At 65.6% G+C, this 15,994-nt stretch carries 16 protein-coding genes; 6 read left to right on the plus strand and 10 right to left on the minus strand.

Annotated elements, in window-relative coordinates; all coding sequences use genetic code 11:
• The first annotated feature begins 93 nt into the window (after positions 1 to 93).
• Positions 94 to 1,461, plus strand: a complete 1,368-nt coding sequence (locus tag ACIGJE_RS13225) for an FAD/NAD(P)-binding protein (RefSeq protein WP_483677638.1) — start codon at positions 94 to 96, stop codon at positions 1,459 to 1,461.
• A 212-nt stretch (positions 1,462 to 1,673) separates the two neighbouring features.
• Here ACIGJE_RS13225 and ACIGJE_RS13230 read toward each other — a convergent pair whose 3' ends face one another.
• The 3 genes from ACIGJE_RS13230 to ACIGJE_RS13240 are packed head-to-tail and all read right to left on the minus strand — an operon-like array spanning position 1,674 to position 4,880.
• Positions 1,674 to 2,684, minus strand: a complete 1,011-nt coding sequence (locus ACIGJE_RS13230; protein WP_483677640.1) for a zinc-binding alcohol dehydrogenase family protein — start codon at positions 2,682 to 2,684, stop codon at positions 1,674 to 1,676.
• Positions 2,681 to 4,150, minus strand: a complete 1,470-nt coding sequence (locus ACIGJE_RS13235; RefSeq protein WP_483677642.1) for a mannitol dehydrogenase family protein — start codon at positions 4,148 to 4,150, stop codon at positions 2,681 to 2,683. Before ACIGJE_RS13235 ends, ACIGJE_RS13230 begins: the two co-directional genes overlap by 4 nt.
• Before the next feature lie 4 nt (positions 4,151 to 4,154).
• Complete coding sequence (locus tag ACIGJE_RS13240) at positions 4,155 to 4,880, minus strand: GntR family transcriptional regulator (protein ID WP_311933093.1); 726 nt, start codon at positions 4,878 to 4,880, stop codon at positions 4,155 to 4,157.
• Positions 4,881 to 5,090: 210 nt separating this feature from the next.
• On the opposite strand from ACIGJE_RS13240, the gene ACIGJE_RS13245 reads away from it, so the two are divergent.
• The 5 genes from ACIGJE_RS13245 to ACIGJE_RS13265 all read left to right on the plus strand — a co-directional run bounded on the left by ACIGJE_RS13245 (position 5,091) and on the right by ACIGJE_RS13265 (position 11,187).
• Positions 5,091 to 6,116 (plus strand): sugar ABC transporter substrate-binding protein, encoded by a 1,026-nt coding sequence (locus tag ACIGJE_RS13245; protein ID WP_311933092.1) that lies wholly within the window; start codon positions 5,091 to 5,093, stop codon positions 6,114 to 6,116.
• 336 nt (positions 6,117 to 6,452) lie between these two features.
• The gene (locus ACIGJE_RS13250) at positions 6,453 to 7,487 is read left to right on the plus strand and encodes an ABC transporter permease (protein WP_367625674.1); all 1,035 of its coding nucleotides are present in this window, start codon (positions 6,453 to 6,455) and stop codon (positions 7,485 to 7,487) included.
• Positions 7,487 to 8,446: an ABC transporter permease gene (locus ACIGJE_RS13255; protein WP_311933089.1), complete on the plus strand. Its 960-nt coding sequence runs from the start codon at positions 7,487 to 7,489 to the stop codon at positions 8,444 to 8,446. The genes ACIGJE_RS13250 and ACIGJE_RS13255 overlap by 1 nt, the downstream gene beginning before the upstream one ends.
• Positions 8,447 to 8,448: 2 nt before the next feature.
• The gene (locus ACIGJE_RS13260; protein WP_311933087.1) at positions 8,449 to 9,978 is read left to right on the plus strand and encodes a sugar ABC transporter ATP-binding protein; all 1,530 of its coding nucleotides are present in this window, start codon (positions 8,449 to 8,451) and stop codon (positions 9,976 to 9,978) included.
• A 171-nt stretch (positions 9,979 to 10,149) separates the two neighbouring features.
• The gene (locus ACIGJE_RS13265; protein WP_415083675.1) at positions 10,150 to 11,187 is read left to right on the plus strand and encodes an NAD(P)-dependent alcohol dehydrogenase; all 1,038 of its coding nucleotides are present in this window, start codon (positions 10,150 to 10,152) and stop codon (positions 11,185 to 11,187) included.
• Between the two features lie 16 nt (positions 11,188 to 11,203).
• On the opposite strand, the gene ACIGJE_RS13270 is transcribed toward ACIGJE_RS13265, so the two are convergent.
• From ACIGJE_RS13270 to ACIGJE_RS13300, 7 genes are all read right to left on the minus strand, one after another.
• Positions 11,204 to 11,464, minus strand: coding sequence for a hypothetical protein (locus tag ACIGJE_RS13270; protein WP_415083673.1), 261 nt, complete (start codon positions 11,462 to 11,464; stop codon positions 11,204 to 11,206).
• Positions 11,465 to 11,527: 63 nt separating this feature from the next.
• Complete coding sequence (locus tag ACIGJE_RS13275) at positions 11,528 to 11,812, minus strand: copper-binding protein (RefSeq protein ID WP_415083671.1); 285 nt, start codon at positions 11,810 to 11,812, stop codon at positions 11,528 to 11,530.
• Positions 11,812 to 12,294 carry a cupredoxin domain-containing protein gene (locus tag ACIGJE_RS13280; RefSeq protein WP_367625680.1) on the minus strand — a complete coding sequence of 161 codons (483 nt, stop codon included), beginning with the start codon at positions 12,292 to 12,294 and terminating at the stop codon, positions 11,812 to 11,814. Before ACIGJE_RS13280 ends, ACIGJE_RS13275 begins: the two co-directional genes overlap by 1 nt.
• A 21-nt stretch (positions 12,295 to 12,315) precedes the next feature.
• Positions 12,316 to 13,704 carry a multicopper oxidase family protein gene (locus ACIGJE_RS13285; protein ID WP_367625681.1) on the minus strand — a complete coding sequence of 463 codons (1,389 nt, stop codon included), beginning with the start codon at positions 13,702 to 13,704 and terminating at the stop codon, positions 12,316 to 12,318.
• Positions 13,705 to 13,721: 17 nt separating this feature from the next.
• The gene (locus ACIGJE_RS13290; protein WP_415083668.1) at positions 13,722 to 15,128 is read right to left on the minus strand and encodes a TolC family protein; all 1,407 of its coding nucleotides are present in this window, start codon (positions 15,126 to 15,128) and stop codon (positions 13,722 to 13,724) included.
• 47 nt (positions 15,129 to 15,175) lie between these two features.
• Positions 15,176 to 15,394: a hypothetical protein gene (locus ACIGJE_RS13295; RefSeq protein WP_367625683.1), complete on the minus strand. Its 219-nt coding sequence runs from the start codon at positions 15,392 to 15,394 to the stop codon at positions 15,176 to 15,178.
• Between the two features lie 173 nt (positions 15,395 to 15,567).
• Positions 15,568 to 15,975, minus strand: coding sequence for a hypothetical protein (locus ACIGJE_RS13300; protein WP_149254613.1), 408 nt, complete (start codon positions 15,973 to 15,975; stop codon positions 15,568 to 15,570).
• Between the last annotated feature and the right edge of the window lie 19 nt (positions 15,976 to 15,994).

Here is a 15,994-nt window from a genome sequence, read left to right on the forward strand (position 1 = left end):
CAGGGGCGTTTGCCTGCAATTCGCTGACCGGGACAGCTTGTCGGACGCACGTGTTTGATCTATCAAAATGGTAGATTAATTGAAGCGTGCAGCATGTCGACCAGCCCTTCCGTCTCCTCCAGGCATATCGTGGTCATCGGAGGCGGAGCGAGCGGGGTGCTGATGACGGCCCATCTCCTGCGTCATCACCATCCCGAACTGCGTGTGACGCTGGTGGAGAAGAGCCGGGAGCTTGGCGCCGGTATCGCCTACGGCACCAGCCATCCCGATCATCTCCTGAATGTGCGCGCTGCCAATATGGGCGCCTATCCTGACGATCCCGACCATTTCTGGCGCTGGGTCGGCGAGCACAGCAGCAGCCATTGTCCGGACGCGCAGTCCTTCGCGCCGCGGCGTCTCTATCGTGACTATCTCGCCGATCTGCTCTCGCCGCATCTCGTGCAGCGGCCCGGCAGCCGACGCCTCGCCATCGTGCAGGACGAGGCGGTGGGTTTTGCCGACACGGGGCAGGGCGTCGTTGTGCAACTGGGCGGGGGCGAGCGGCTACACGCCGACATCGCCATTCTCGCCACCGGCAATGAGGGCCCCAAGCTGCCGCCGGCTCCGTGGCGTTTCGACGGCTGGTTCGACGCAGGTCCGGCGGCCTTTTCCCCCGATGCCGATGTCGTCATCGTCGGGACCGGCCTCACCATGGCCGACCGGGTCCTGTCATTGCTGCATGCTGGGCATCGCGGCCGGATCACCGCGATTTCCAGGCGCGGCCTCAGCCCGCATGCACACAGGCCGGTGCAGCCGCTGCGCCTCGACGCCGCCGACATCCCCTATGGCACGGGCATCGTCTACCTGACGCGCTGGCTGCGCCGGCTCGTAGCCGAACACCAGAAGGCGGGGGGCGACTGGCGAGCCATCGTCGATGGGCTGCGTCCCTATACCCAACCTCTGTGGCGCAGCCTGTCGCAGGAGGCCCGCCGGCGTTTTCTGCGCCATGCCCGGGCCTGGTGGGACATCCATCGCCATCGCATGGCGCCGGACGCCGCAGCGCGGATCGAGGCCGCGCGCCAGACCGGACAACTCGCCATCGTGGCGGGGCGCGTTACCGGCTTCGATCCGCAGGGCGGTCGCGTCGTGGTGCGCTATACTGCCCGTACCGGCGCGTCCGAAAGGCGGATCGATGCCGATGCCGTCTTCGAATGCCGCGGGCGTGCGGCCGACGTCACCGCCACCGAGAATCCGATTCTGCGCCAGTTGCTCGCCGAGGGCTTGGTACGGCCCGACAGGCTCGGCCTCGGGCTGGATGTCGGTCTCGACTGCGGTGTGCTGGGGGCCGATGGCGTGTCCTCGAATCGGCTCTTCGCCGTGGGGCCGATCACCTCAGGCACGTTCTGGGAGATCGTCGCCGTGCCGGATATCCGCCAGCAGGTCGCCAAGCTGGCGGGCAATCTGCTGACGGTGGCACCCTGAAAGGCTGTCGCCCGCCCATACGCCCTGAGGAGGCGTCCAGAAACAAGTGCTCCGTCATCCCCGGCTGAGCCACTCGCGAGCAAAGCGAGTAGAGGGCGAAGGGAAGGGGATCCAGGGACCAGGAACTGCGCCTAATGAGCCCTGGATCCCCTTCCCTCGGCCTTCGGCCTCGCCGGGGATGACAACCAGCCGATACACGATTTTCTCAAGTCCTAAACGCTCAGAATCGCCTTGATCACGCCGGTCTCCGGCCTGGACCATTCCGGTATCAGGCCCGGCGCGTCGTCCAGGCTGCCCTCGTGGCTGGCAAGCGCCTGCAGGGGCACCTTGCCGTTCCGCATGGCCTGCAGCACGGTTTCGAAATCCTGCCGGACCGCATTGCGGCTGGCATAGAGTGTGGTTTCGCGCTTGTGGAATTCGGGATCGCTGAAGGCGATGTCCGCGCGCACCAGCGACAGCAGCACATAGGCGCCGCCATGGCCGACGAGATCGAACCCTTTCTGCATGGCGCCGGGGCTGCCGGTGGCGTCGATGACGCAATCGAAGAAATCGCCGCCCGTCGCCTGGCCGAGGCGGTCGCGGATATCGGCCGAAGCTTCGAAGACGGCATCCGCCCCCAATTCGTCCGCGCAGAAGGCGAGGCGGCGCGGATTCATGTCGACCACGCTGACATGGGCGCCGGCCACCTTGGAGAAGACGGCGGCGGCGATGCCGATGGGGCCTGCGCCGACGATGGCCACGCGCTGCCCCGGCCCGATGCCGCCGCGTGCCACGCCGTGGGCACCGATGGCCAGGAATTCCACCATGGCCGCCTGCCTCGCCGTAAGGCCATCGGCTGGAATGACGTTGGCTTCCGGCACGGCGATGAAGTCGCAGGCCCCGCCGTCACGATGCACGCCGAGGACTTCCAGGTGCTGGCAGCAATTGGTCTTGCCCATCCGGCAGGCGCGGCAGTGGCCGCAATAGATCGTCGGCATGATCGAGACGATCTGGCCGGTGCGCAGGGCCGATCCCGGCGGCGCGCTGACGACCTCGGCTCCGAGCTCATGTCCGATGACACGTGGATAGCTCAGATAGGGCTGGTTGCCGTGGAAGATGTGATAGTCGGTGCCGCAGACGCCGACATGGCGAATGCGCACCAGCACCTCGTTCCCGGCAGGGCGCGGCTCGTCGCGCCGGATGATGCTCAGCTTGCCGGGTTCGTCGCAGCTCAGGGCTCTCATTTCTGCCTCCAGGATTGGGCGGCGCCAAGGACGCCCTGGGCGGCGATCGCCCGATAGGCCGCCTGCAGATCGTCGACAAAGGCCGCATTGCGCGGCAGGTCTCCGCCGAAAATGGCGGAAAGGCCGAGAAAAGCCTCGACTACGGCCTGCGGCGCGGTGCTGCGCTGGTCGGGTCGGCCGGTCCAGGCTTCGAAGGTCGGATCGTTGAGGGGGAGAGGACGGCCCTGGTCGTCGCTGCCGCCGCAGGAACGGATCCAGGCGGCGACGGCGAAGACGAGCGGACCGCAGGGCAGGCGCTTGGCGAGGCAATCGCGTAAGGGCGACAGAATACGCTGCGGCAATTTCTGCGACGCGTCGGAGGCGATCTGCGCGGTGCGGTGATGCAGCGAGGTGTTCCCGTAGCGGGCGAGAAGCTGCCTCGTATAGGCGAAGGCCCGATCAGCCGGGATGGCGAGCGTCGGGATCGCACATTGCCAATAGCGTTCGATCAGGTCGCGGATGGTCGGATCGGCGATCGCCTGCGCCACGAAGTCGTGGCCGGCCAGCCGCCCTACTGCGGCGATAGTGGAATGGGTGCCGTTGAGCAGGCGCAGCTTCATATGCTCGAAGGGCTCGACATCGTCGGTGAACTCGACGCCGCTTTCCTCCAGCCGCGGCCGTCCGGCGGCAAAGCGATCCTCGATCACCCATTGGCTGAACGGCTCGCCCAGCACCGGCCAAGCGTCCTCGAGACCGAGCGAAGCGGAAATGGCCGCGCGATCGGCATCTGTCGTCGCCGGCACGATGCGGTCGACCATGGAGGAGGGGCAGGGGATCTCGCCGGCGATATAGGCCGCCAGATCCTTGTCCCGCAACGTTGCGAACTCGCCGAGCACGCGTTTCAGCGTCCGTCCGTTTTGCGGAAGATTGTCGCAGGACAGGACGGTGAAGGGGCGGCTGCCGTCGCGGCGGCGGCGTGCGATCGCTTCCACCAGGAAGCCGAGGGCCGAGCGGGGCGCCTGCGGATTGGCAAGATCATGCACGATGTCGGGATGGTCCTGCCTCAGGCCGCCGCTGCCGAGATCGACGGCATAGCCTTTTTCGGTGATGGTCAGCGTGACGATCCGGATGGCCGGGTCTGTAAGCTGGTCGAGGAGGACGGTTGGATTTTCCGGCGCAACGGTAACGCCGAGCACGGAACCGATCACGCGCAACTCTTCGCGGCCGCTGTCGCGTATGGCGAGAGTGTACAACCCGTCCTGGGGAGCAAGGGCGTCCCGCGTTTGCGTGCCGCGCAGCGAACTCCCGAGAATGGCCCAATCCGTCTCGCCGCGTGCCAGGCAATCATCGATGGCGACGGCCTGATGCGCCCGATGGAAGGCGCCGGTGCCTAGATGCACGATGCCGGGCCGGATGGCGGCCCGATCGTAGCGCGGCGTGGCGATGCCGGGTTTGAGGCGGGCGAGGGTCGTGGCGTTGAGACGCATCGAGCTACTCCGTAACATAGGGTCCGTACTCGTCCGGCAACTGGGCAAGCATGGTGAAGATCATGTCGAGATGCCGTTCCAGCCGATCGGCGGCCTCGTTCGTCCTGCCATCGTCGAGGGCATCGAGGACGGCCAGGTGCTCCTCCAGCACCAGGGGCAGACGGGATGGCGTGCCGAACAGCCGCACGAAGCGGGCGAGGCGGGCACGGACCTGCAGGATGGTCGGCCAGACGCCTTCGCGCTCGGCAAAACCGGCAAAGGCATAGTGGAAGCGCTCGTCCTGCTCGAAGAAGCGATCCTTGTCATCGGCGAGCATGGCCTGGCGCTGCGTTTCCACGATGGCGCGGGCCTCGGCGCTCTTGGCCGATGTCCAGCGGGCCGCCGCCTCGCGCAGCAGGGCCAGCTCCAGATGCTTGCGGATGAAATGGCTGTCGCGCACTTCGGCCAGGCGAATGGGAGAGACGAAGCTGCCCTGCTGGGGATAGACGTCGATCAGGCCGTCCTCGCTCAACCGTACCACCGCCGAACGCACTGGCGTGCGCGAGACGCCGAAATGGCGGCAGATGCGATTCTCACTGATCGAGGTGCCGGGCATCAGCCTCACCGTGATGATGGCCTGCTTCAGGGCCTCGTAGATCTGATCGCCCACCGGGTGCTTGCGATTGATGTCGACGGCAAAGCCCAGCCCGTCATCGTCCGGCCCGGGCTGTTTATTGGGCAAGGCAGACATCGGCCGGCTCCTTTAAAACCGTAATGATCGCAATGATATGGCGCTTCATCCTGAATCGGAATGGCATGCAGGAAAGGTGACGTTCGCGACCATCATCTCGCAAACACTGTTGCATATGTCGAGCTTGGATCCTAGTATCCATCTCTGTCAAGCGGGCCGAGCAATGTGAGGAGCGCCCGCGGCACGTCATGCCCAGAGGGAGGGAATTTCATGTTCGTTCGACGTCAGCTCTTTGCTTGCGCGGCTGTGGCTGCCCTGTTTGCCAGTACCCTGCCGGCCCTGGCCGCCGACGATACCAAGGTGGCGCTGGTGCCCGGTGGTCCGCATCCCTATTTCGCCGCCTGGGACCAGGCCGGCAAGGATGCGGCCAAGGATTTCGGCCTTGGCGCAGCCGACTACAAGGTTCCGCAGAAATGGGAGCTCAGCCAGCAGAACGAACTGCTCGAGAGCCTGGTCACGCAGGGCTACAATGCCTTCCTGATCTTCCCGGGCGATCCGGTCGGCTCGGTGGCCACCGCCAATGAACTGGCCGATACCGGCGCGCCGGTGATGGCGCTGGCCGGCTGTCTGAAGGATCCCTCCAAGGCGGCCTTCTGCCTCGGCACCGATACCGGCAATTCGGCCTATCTCGGCACCAAGGAATTGTTCAAGGCGATGGGCGGCAAGAAGCGTATCGCTCATTTCACCGGCTTCCTGGTCGACCCGAACACCCAGCTCCGCATCGATGCGGTGAAGAAGGCCGCCGAGGAAGAAGGCGGGCAGGTGGTGCAGGTCATCGCCGACATCGACGCGCCCGAGCCGGCGGAAGAGAAGATCAATGCCTATCTCGCCGCCCATGCCGGCGAGATCGACGGTATCGTCACCACGGCCTGGGTGCCGGCGGTGGTCGCCTCCAACGCCTTGCGCAAGATCGGTGACAAGCGCATCAAGATGGTCGGCATCGACCATGACGAGGTGGTGCTCAAGGCGATCAAGGACGGTTTCGTCAGCGGCACCATGCTGCAGAACCCCTATGGCCAGGGCTATATCGGTTCCTTCGCCGCCGACAAGCTGCGCAATGGCTGCACCGTGAAGGCCGATGCGCCCTGGAAGTCCAATGCGCTGACCAGCCACTTCATCGATTCGGGCACGGTCTTCGTCGATGCCTCAGGCGTCGACAATTACATCTCGGCCATGCAGGGCATCACCAAGACGCTGCTGGCGAGCTTCGAGAAGACCTATCTGACCTGCAAGTAAGCGGGCGGAGGACTGCCGCATTGTTTGACGGGTGTGCAGCCCCTCACCCTTACCCTCTCCCCGCAAAAGCGGGGCGAGGGGGACTTCGACGGCCTGTTTGTGCCGAAACGCAATCACCTGGCCCAACCGCCAAGCCAGATGAGAGCTTTGAGGATAAATCGCGACGCTTGCGCCTCCCTCGCCCCGCTCTTGCGGGAGAGGGGAAGGGTGAGGGGCAGCGCGACGAGACAAAAGAAGCTTCTATTCGCGATCGATCCCGCGAGCCGTGCCGATCTCGATCGCAACGAGATCGGGCGCCCGACTGCAACTCTCTTCCGATGGAGCTCGAGACCGCCGATGGCCGGTGACGAATCCCCAACCGCAACGCTCGCCCCGGCGACCGGCAAGCCGATGCAAAGCGGCACGGTGCGCTTCTACCTGACCAACGAGTTCGGCCTGCTGGTCCTGATCGTGGTCTTCGCCTGCCTGTTCGGCCTCGCCACCAAGGGCTTCTTCTCCCCCTTCAACCAGTTCACGCTGGGGCGCGTCGCCGCCGTCAACATCATGGTCGGCCTGTCCATGATGGTGGTGATCGTCACCGGCGGCCTGAACCTGGCTGTCGGTGCCATCGGCGTCTGCGCGGCCATGGCCTTCGGGGCCCTGGTGGAATTGGTGGGCCTGCCCTGGCCGGTTGCCGCCCTCGGCGCCATCGCCCTGGCGGCGGCGCTCGGCTGGATCAACGGTTTCGTGGTGGTGCGTTCCGGCCTACACAGCTTCATCATCACCCTGGCCAGCATGAGCATCTTCTTCGGAATGATGATCTATCTGACCAAGGCGCAATCCTTCCGCGGCATACCGGCGGACTTCTCCAATTTCGGGCGGCTGCGTTTGTTCGGCCTGGTCTCGCCGCTTCTCGTCGTCGCCCTTGTCGTGGCCGTGGCGCTCGGCGTGCTCTACCGCTTCACCGTTCTCGGCCGCGAGATGCTGGCGGCCGGCGCCCGGCCCGAGGCTGCCGAACTTTCAGGCGTGCGAGTCGGACGCATCTTCATCCTCTGCCACATGCTGTCGGGCGCGCTCGCCGCCATCACGGCCATGCTCGTTGTGGCGCGTACCGGGGCCGCCATTCCCTCGATGGCTGGACAGTTGGGGCAGGACTGGCTGCTGCCCGCCTTTCTCGGCCCGGTGCTCGGCGGCACGCTGCTCAGCGGCGGGCGGGTCTCGGTCAGCGGCACGGTGCTCGGTGCCATCCTGGTGACGATGCTCACCAACGGCCTGCTGCTCTTACAGATCGGTGAGTTCTGGGTGCAGGCGTGCCTCGGCTGCCTGTTGCTCACCGCCGTGCTGATCGACAAAGCGCGCCGTTCCTATCTCGCCCATCGGAGGATGGTGTGATGCCCCGTTTCATGCAGACAGACTGGTTCGGCCCCCTGGCCATCGCAGTGGTGGCCATCGCCCTCATTGGCAGCTTCAATCCGTCCTTCCTGTCGCCACTCAACATCCAGGTGCTGCTGCTCGCCATCACCGTGAACATGCTGATCGCCTTTTCGCAGATGATCATCATCGCTATCGGGCAGATGAACCTGGCGGTCGGGGCTATCGGGGGACTCGCCGCGATCTCCTTTGCCGGCATGATGCAGGTCTGGGGTTTGCCTGCGCCGCTGGCCGCCCTGCTGGCGGCGGGAATCGGCCTGCTGGCCGGCATCGTCAACGGGGCCTTCATCGCCGGCACCGGCATCTCGGCCTTCGTGATCACCCTGGCCACCCTGTCGGTGTTCAAGGGCATCAACCTCGCCATCACCAAGGCGCAGCCCTTCTATGGCGTGCCGCAGAGCGTCAAGGATTTCGGCAACACCACCGTCCTGGGACCTCTGCCCTGGCTGGTGATCCCCGCAGCCATCGTGTTCGCAGCGATGTGGTACCTGCTCAACCGCCTGCCGCTCGGGCGCTTCATCCTGGCCGTGGGCGGCAATGCCCATTCGGCCGAACTGTCGGGCATTTCGGTGTCGCGGACGGTGATATCGGCCCATGCCATTTCGGGCCTGCTGGCAGCCCTGGCCGGTATCGCGCTGGTGGCGCGGCTGGAGATCGGCCAGCCGACCATCGGTGACGACTGGCTGATCCTCTCCTTCGCCGCACCGGTGATCGGTGGTGCCGTGCTCGCGGGCGGTCACGTCTCCAGCTTTGCCACGCTGCTCGGCGTGATCATCGTTGCCATCATCACCCAGGCGCTCGTGCTCTTCCATATCGACCCCTTCCTGGTGCAGGTCGTTCTCGGCGCGCTGATCCTGTGGGCTGTCGGCATGAACCGCTGGCGCGAGATTCGCGTCAGCCGCGGCCTGAAGAGGATCTGAACATGGCGACAGAGACTTCGGCACCGGTTTTCCAGGCGCGCGGCGTCAGCAAGTTCTTCCCGGGCGTCAAGGCGCTGGAAGGCGTCTCGATCTCGCTGCGCCCCGGCTCGATCCATGCCTTGCTGGGCGAGAACGGTGCCGGCAAATCCACGCTGATCAAGCTGATCACCGGCGTGCTCAGGCCCGACGAGGGCGAACTGGTGGTCGATGGTGAGCCCGCACATTTCGCCTCGACCCGCGACGCCATCGCCAGGGGCATCGGCGTCGTGCATCAGGAACGCAACCTCATCCCGCGCTTTTCGGTGGGCGAGAACATCATGCTGGAGCGCCTGAGCGCCAGCCTGTTCAAGCCGATCGACTATGCCGCAGTGAATGCCGAGGCGCGGCGCTGGCTCGACGTGCTCGGGCTCGACCTCGACCCGGCAACGCCGGTCTCGCAGCTCAGCGTGGCCAAGATGCAGCTCGTCGAGATCGCCAAGGCGCTGTCACTGCGTTCGCGTGTGTTGCTGCTCGACGAGCCGACCGCCTCCCTGACGCCGCACGAGACCGTCGCCCTGTTCGCTCTCCTCAAGAAGCTCAGGGACGAGGGCGTCAGCATGCTCTTCGTCAGCCACAAGCTGGAGGAGGTGCAGGAGATCTGCGATCAGGTCACCGTGCTCCGCGACGGGCGCAATGCCTGCGACAGCCGCTCGATGGAAGGGCTCGGCCGCCAGGACCTGGTGCGCCTGATGATCGGGCGCAGCGAGCAGATCCCGGACTGGAAACCGCGCGACCATGCCAGGGCGGCGGCGGTGCTGCAGCTCGACAAGGTGGCGACACCCTTCGGCCATCGCGACATCGATCTCACCGTGCGTCGCGGCGAGATCGTCGGGCTCTATGGCCTGGTCGGGGCAGGGCGCACCGAGCTCGCCAAGTCGATCATGGGGCTGCAGCCGGCGACAGCGGGTACCATCCGGCTCGACGGCAAGCAGGTGACCATCACCAGTGTCGGCGAGGCGATCCACACCCACCGGCTCGGCTATGTCAGCGAGGATCGCAAGCAGGAGGGGCTCATCCTGCTGCATTCGGTACTGGACAATGCCGGCATCGCGATCTGGCGCAAGCTCGCCGGTTTCGGCGGCCTGCTCACCGATCGCACCGTGCGCAAGGCTATCGAGCCCTATATCCGCAAGCTGGAGGTGCGCACGCCTTCGCTGGGGCAGACCGTCGGCAATCTTTCCGGCGGCAACCAGCAGAAGATCAGCGTGGCCAAGTGGCTGGCCGCGGGGGTGCGGCTCCTGATCATCGACGAACCCTCGGTTGGAATCGACATCAAGACCAAGGCCTATCTGCATGAATTGATTCGCGAACTGTCGGATGCCGGCACCTCGATCCTGCTGATCACCTCCGATATGCCGGAGATGATCGCCTTGGCCGATCGGATCGTGGTGATGAACGGTTACCGGGTGGCGGGAGACCTGCACAACAGCCGCGACTACGGCGCCATGAGCGAAGGCATCATGAACCTGATCCATAAGATCGATGCGGCGTGAAGGCTGGTTTGCCATCGATGCCACCCGTCGGTGCCGATAGCTGGTAATATGTCCGCCGGCTCGCCGTCGCCACTCGTCGGACTTGGTTGATTGCCGCAACAAACTGGCGATAATGTCGGATGAATACGCGCCGGCTCTTCGGCGACGTCAGCCAGGAACCGGAGGAAACCCATGCGCGCCCTTGTCCTCGAACGCCAGCACGAATTGTCGCTGCGCGAGATCGATCTCCCGCTCGAGGTCGGCCCGACCGACGTGAAGATCGCGCTGCATACCGTCGGCGTCTGCGGTAGCGACGTGCACTATTACACCCATGGCCGTATCGGCAATTTCATCGTCAACGCACCGATGGTGCTGGGCCATGAAGCGGCCGGCACCGTGGTGGAGGTCGGCGCGAAGGTGACGACCCTCAAGGCCGGCGACCGCGTCTGCATGGAGCCGGGCATTCCCGACCTGAGCTCGCGGGCTTCCAAGCTCGGCATCTACAATGTCGATCCGTCCGTGGTGTTCTGGGCGACGCCGCCGGTGCATGGCGTGCTCACGCCCTTCACCGTGCATCCGGCCGCCTTCACCTACAAGCTGCCCGACAATGTCTCCTTCGCCGAGGGTGCGATGGTCGAGCCCTTCGCCGTCGGCATGCAGGCGGCGGCCCGCGCCCGCATCGCGCCCGGCGACGTCGGGGCGGTGATCGGCGCCGGCCCGATCGGCATCATGGTTGCCTTGGCCGCCCTGGCCGGCGGCTGCTCCAAGGTGCTGATCTCCGATTTCAGCAAGGAAAAGCTCGAGATTGCCGGCCGCTATGACGGCATCATCCCCGTCGACCTCACCAAGGAGACCTTCGCGGCCGCCATCGCGCGGGAGACCGACGAATGGGGGGCCGACGTGGTGTTCGAGGCGAGCGGCAGCGCCAAGGCCTATAATGGCATCTTCGACCTGGTGCGGCCCGGCGGCGCGCTTGTGCTTGTCGGCCTGCCGGTGGAGCCGGTTACTTTCGACGTCCCCGGCGCCATCGCCAAGGAAGTGCGCATCGAGACGGTGTTCCGCTATGCCAACATCTATGACCGCGCTCTGGCGCTGATCGGCTCGGGCAAGGTCGATCTCAAGCCGCTGATCACCGGCACCTATGCCTTCGAGGAATCCATCGCGGCCTTCGAGCGGGCCGCCAAGGCCCTGCCCACCGATGTCAAGCTTCAGATCCTGATGGAAGGTTGACGGGCGAAGGGCGGGGCTATTCGGCCTCGCCATATTCGTCGCTGCGATGCAGAAGGCGGCACCTCGCGGTGCCGCATTCCACGGCGAGGATGCGGTGGGAGGTGCCGCCGCAATTGGCCTGGAATACCGATGTGGAGTCTGAGCGATAGATCGAAGTGATCTTCGCTCCGAGGCAGTCATTGCGCGCCAATATGCCTGCCAGCGCGCCATCGCCGGCATCAGCCTCTGTCGAAACGAGGCCAGCCAGAATTCCGGCTATCAAGAGAACTCTGCGCATTCCGGGAACCTGTCGTGGTTTCGATGGCCCCCTTCCGGGGAAGGGGGCCGGTCGTATCCAGCGCTATTTCGCCTTCTCGATCTTGGTCACCGTCAGGCGCCCGTTGACGCGGTCGGCCTCGAAGGAGACCTTGTCGCCAGCCTTGACCGTCTTGAGCATGGCCGGATCGGTCACGGCGAAGACCATGGTCATGCCGTCCATGTCGAGATTCTTGATCGGGCCATGTTTGAGGGTGATCTTGCCCTGGGCCTCGTTGATCTTGGTGACTTCGCCGCTGACCGGGGCGGTTTGCGCCAGAGCGGTGGTGGCAAAGGTCGAAAGGGCGAGGGCGAAAAAGAGTTTGCGCATTAGAGAGCTCCTGTCTTGGTGGTGACGACGATGGTGCCGGTCATGCCGGCTTCGCGGTGGCCTGGGATCAGGCAGGAAAAGTCGAACTCGCCGACCTTGGTGAACTTCCAGACCATTTCGCCGGTTTTCTTGGGGCTGAGGCGCCGGGCATTGGGATCGTCATGCTCCATGTCCGGGTTTTTCTGCATTTCCGCGCCGTGCTTGAGGTTTTCGGCCAGGGTGGCCAGCACGATCTCATGGTCGATCTCGCCATTGTTGCGCAGGACGAATTTGATCTGCTCGCCCTGGCGCACTTCGATCTTGCTGGGGATGAACATCATCTTGCCGTCGCTCTCACGCATGGTGACGGCGATGGTGCGGGCCGGCTTCCTGGCATCGCCGGGCTCGCCATAGGCGCGCGTGCCGCCATGGCCGGCATCGGCCAAAGCCGGGCCGGACACCAGGGCCAGGGCAACGGTCGCAAACAGGATTTTCGAAAACATCCATGCTCCTTTCATTGAGGGTCAGTGCTGATCGTGGGTCGAACGCCGGCCGGGCTTGACCACCCGGACGTCGGCCGTGCTGCTGCGGCTCGCGGGAATGGAGGGGGCGTGGAAGGCGTTCTTCGACGCGCCGGTCCATTCATAGGAGACCGTGCCCTCCGGGTGCTTGAACCAGCCCGGATCCTTGTAGTCTCCGGAGGCCAGGCCCTGGCGGACCTTGACCACCGAGAACATGCCGCCCATCTCCACCGCGCCGAACTGGGCGAAGCCCGTCATCATCGGCAGGGTGTTGTCGGGCAACGGCATTTCCATCTCGCCCATGTCGGCCATGCCGGCGGATCCCATCGGCATGTAGTCGGGCACGAGCTTGCGGATCTTGGCCGCGACGCCCTTCTTGTCGACGCCGATATAGTTGCGGACGTCGTGGCCCATGGCATTCATGGTGTGGTGCGACTTGTGGCAATGGATGGCCCAGTCGCCCTCGGCATCGGCGGTGAAGTCGAAGGCGCGCATCTGCCCGACGGCGCAGTCGATGGTCACCTCCGGCCAGGCCGCCGCTTCCGGCACCCAGCCGCCATCCGTGCAGGAGACCTTGAAGTCATAGCCATGCATGTGGATGGGGTGGTTGGTCATGGTGAGGTTGCCGAAGCGCACCCTGACCTTGTCGCCCTTGCCGCAGACCAGCGGGTCGATGCCCGGAAAGGCCCGGCTGTTCCAGGTCCACAGATTGAAGTCCGTCATCTCCGCCACCTTGGGCACATAGGACCCCGGCTCGATGTCGTAGGCGTTGATGAGGAAGACGAAGTCGCGGTCGACGCGGCGGAAGGCCGGGTCGCGCGGGTGCACGACGAAGAAGCCCATCATGCCCATCGCCATCTGCACCATCTCGTCGGCATGCGGGTGGTACATGAAGGTGCCGCTCTTGCGCAGCTGGAACTCGTAGACGAAGGTCTTGCCGGGCTTGATGTGCGGCTGGGTCAGGCCGCCGACGCCATCCATGCCATTGGGCAGCAACTGGCCGTGCCAATGGATGGTGGTGTGCTCGGGCAGCTTGTTGGTGACGAAGATGCGCACCTTGTCGCCCTCGACCGCCTCGATGGTCGGGCCGGGGGACTGGCCGTTATAGCCCCACAGATGGGCGACCATGCCGGGGGCGATCTCGCGCACCACCGGCTCGGCGACGAGATGGAATTCCTTCCAGTCGCCATTCATGCGCCAGGGCAGCGTCCAGCCATTGAGGGTGACGACCGGGTTGTAGTCGACACCGCTGGTCGGCACGAGCGGGGGCTGCATGCCGGCCTCCTTCATGCTGGGCGCTTCGGGGATGGCGGCCGCCTGAGCACGGCCGGAGATGGCGCCAGCGCTGATCAAGGCTGCGGCGCCGAGGAGGGAACGGCGGGATACTGTCATGATGTCATCTCCCGTGATCAATGCGCTGCGCCGGCGGCAGGTGCGGCGGCCATGGCGGTTTCCCCGCCCGACGACGGGGCCGAGCCGCCGCCAACGAGGGCAGCCTGGAAATCCACGCCGGCGATGAGGAAGTCGCGTTGTGCGCCGATGGCGGCGACGCTGACGTCGAGGCTCTCGCGCGTGGTTGTAAGCAGGTCGAAGACGTCGATCAGCATGCCGCTATATTCGAGCACGGCCTGCTCATTGATTGTCTTGCGCAGCGGCAGGATGCGGGCGCGGTACTGGCGCCAGATGTCGTGCCGGCCGCGATAGGTGAGATAGGCCGCGCGCGTTTCCGAGCGCACGGTGACGGCCTTTTCCACCAGGCGGTTCACCGCCTGCATGTAGGTCTCGCGTGCACGCCGCACGCCGGTCTCGCCGAGATCGAACAGCGGGATCTGCACTTCGAGCTCGAAGCCGCGGGGATAGTCGCGCTTCTTCACGCCGTCCTCGCTGGCGCGGGTGTAATTGGCCAGGCCCGTGAGGTCGAGGAGGGAGACATAGCGGCTCGCTTGCGTCAGGCCGAGCTCGGCGGCCATGGCGTCGAGGTCGAGCCGGGCGGCGATCAGGTCGACACGCTTGCGGATGGCCTGCGCCTCGATCTCTGTCGAAGGCGGCAGCTTCCCAGGTGTATTCGGCAGGGTGCTGGGCAGTTTGGTGTCGGTCTCGTTGCCCCACAGGCCGAGCTGGCGAATCAGGGCTTCGCGCTCGGTGCCGGCCTGGAGCCTTGCCTCGGCGAGGCGGTTGGCGACTTCGGCATAGAAGGAGGCCGAGCGCGCCTGGTCGAGCTTGGTGGCGGCGCCGGTCTCGCCGAGCTTGCGCGAGAGATCACCGGCGGCCTCGGCCGAGAGCCGCGCCTTCTGCAAGAGGCCGACGGTCTGTCGGGCCGCGACCGCGCGATAGTAGGTCCGCCGCGTATCGGCGGCGAGGCGGAAGGTCGCCTCGATGGCCCGGTAGCGCGCCGCCTCGAACTGGGTCCTGGCGATGTCGCGGCGAGCGGGCAGGGTGAGCAAGGCCAGAAGGTTTGCCACCAGGCGGCGTTCGATGTCGAGTTCGCCGCCGGCTACCACGCGTTCGAGCTGGAAGGTCGGGCTCGGCGGCAGGCTCGCCGCGACATAGGCGGCCTCGGAGATTCCGAGCGTGTTGTACTCGGCCTGCAGACCACGATTGTTGAGAAGGGCGATCTGCACTGCGCTGTCGGCGGTCAGCGGCTTGGCGAGCAGGACAGCGACACGGGCCTTGGCCTGGGCTGCCTCGGCCGGCGAGGTGATCTTGACCGTGTCCTTGCCGAGTTCCGCAGCGACTCTCCCCTTGACGGGTGCCATGCCGCCGTCGGGCGTGAAGCTGGCACAGCCTGCCAGAGTGAAGGCGAGAGAAGTCAGCATCGCCAGCCTCTTCGGCCGCGCGATGGAGTGGGATGGAAACCGGGACATCATGGCTCCTTCCGTCGGGGAGCGACGCTGTCGTTCCGCTCCACCCAGGGTTTGGGATCGACTGGGCGGAAATCCACGGTCCCCGCGGTGACGGGCGTGTATCGCAGGCGCGGGACCGGTGAGGCGGGATTGGCGGGATCAGGGCCGACGGCGAGCCTGGGCGGCGGCGCACAAGCAGACAGGACGACGGCGAGAACCGTCGGGACGGCGATTTTCATGGAATTTCTCGGACAGCGGCGTCCGGGCTGCCGTCAAGGCAGCGGCCGGCACGCCGGTTCTGGGGACAAGGCGGAATGCAGGGCGTCAGGCGCCGTGCATCGCGACCGGTCGGCCGAGCCCGCGCAGATTCCGGCAATGCAGGGGCATCGACCGGAGGATGGAACGGGCGGAATCAGCCGACGGACGCTTCGGCTTGTCTCGGCGGTCTGTCGAGCAGCGACAGCATCGACATCGGCGAGTCCTGTTCCCTGATGGAGCGCTTGATGGCGATGGTAAAGGTGCGCGCATTCAGGAGGGGAGCATCGGTCTCCACCGCAACGTGGCAGGCGAAGGCGCAGCAGGTAGAGGCTGCTTCTCCGGCACTATTTTCATTGCCGCATGGCGCCGGCGGATGACAGGACATTCCTTCCATGGCGGCTTCATCGCCATGATGCGGCGTCTCGGCCTCCTTGCCGGCGGCATGGTGGCTCATGGCCTGGTCGCCGGCCATGCGCGTGCTCGCCATCGCCCAGCCCACCGTCGTCACTGCGAAAAGCAATGCGAGCACTAGGCACAGGAACGGGCGAAGCGGGCGAATCATGGGACCTTTGTATGAAGGT

It is taken from the genome of Labrys sp. E2SS-1L (assembly GCF_057073705.1).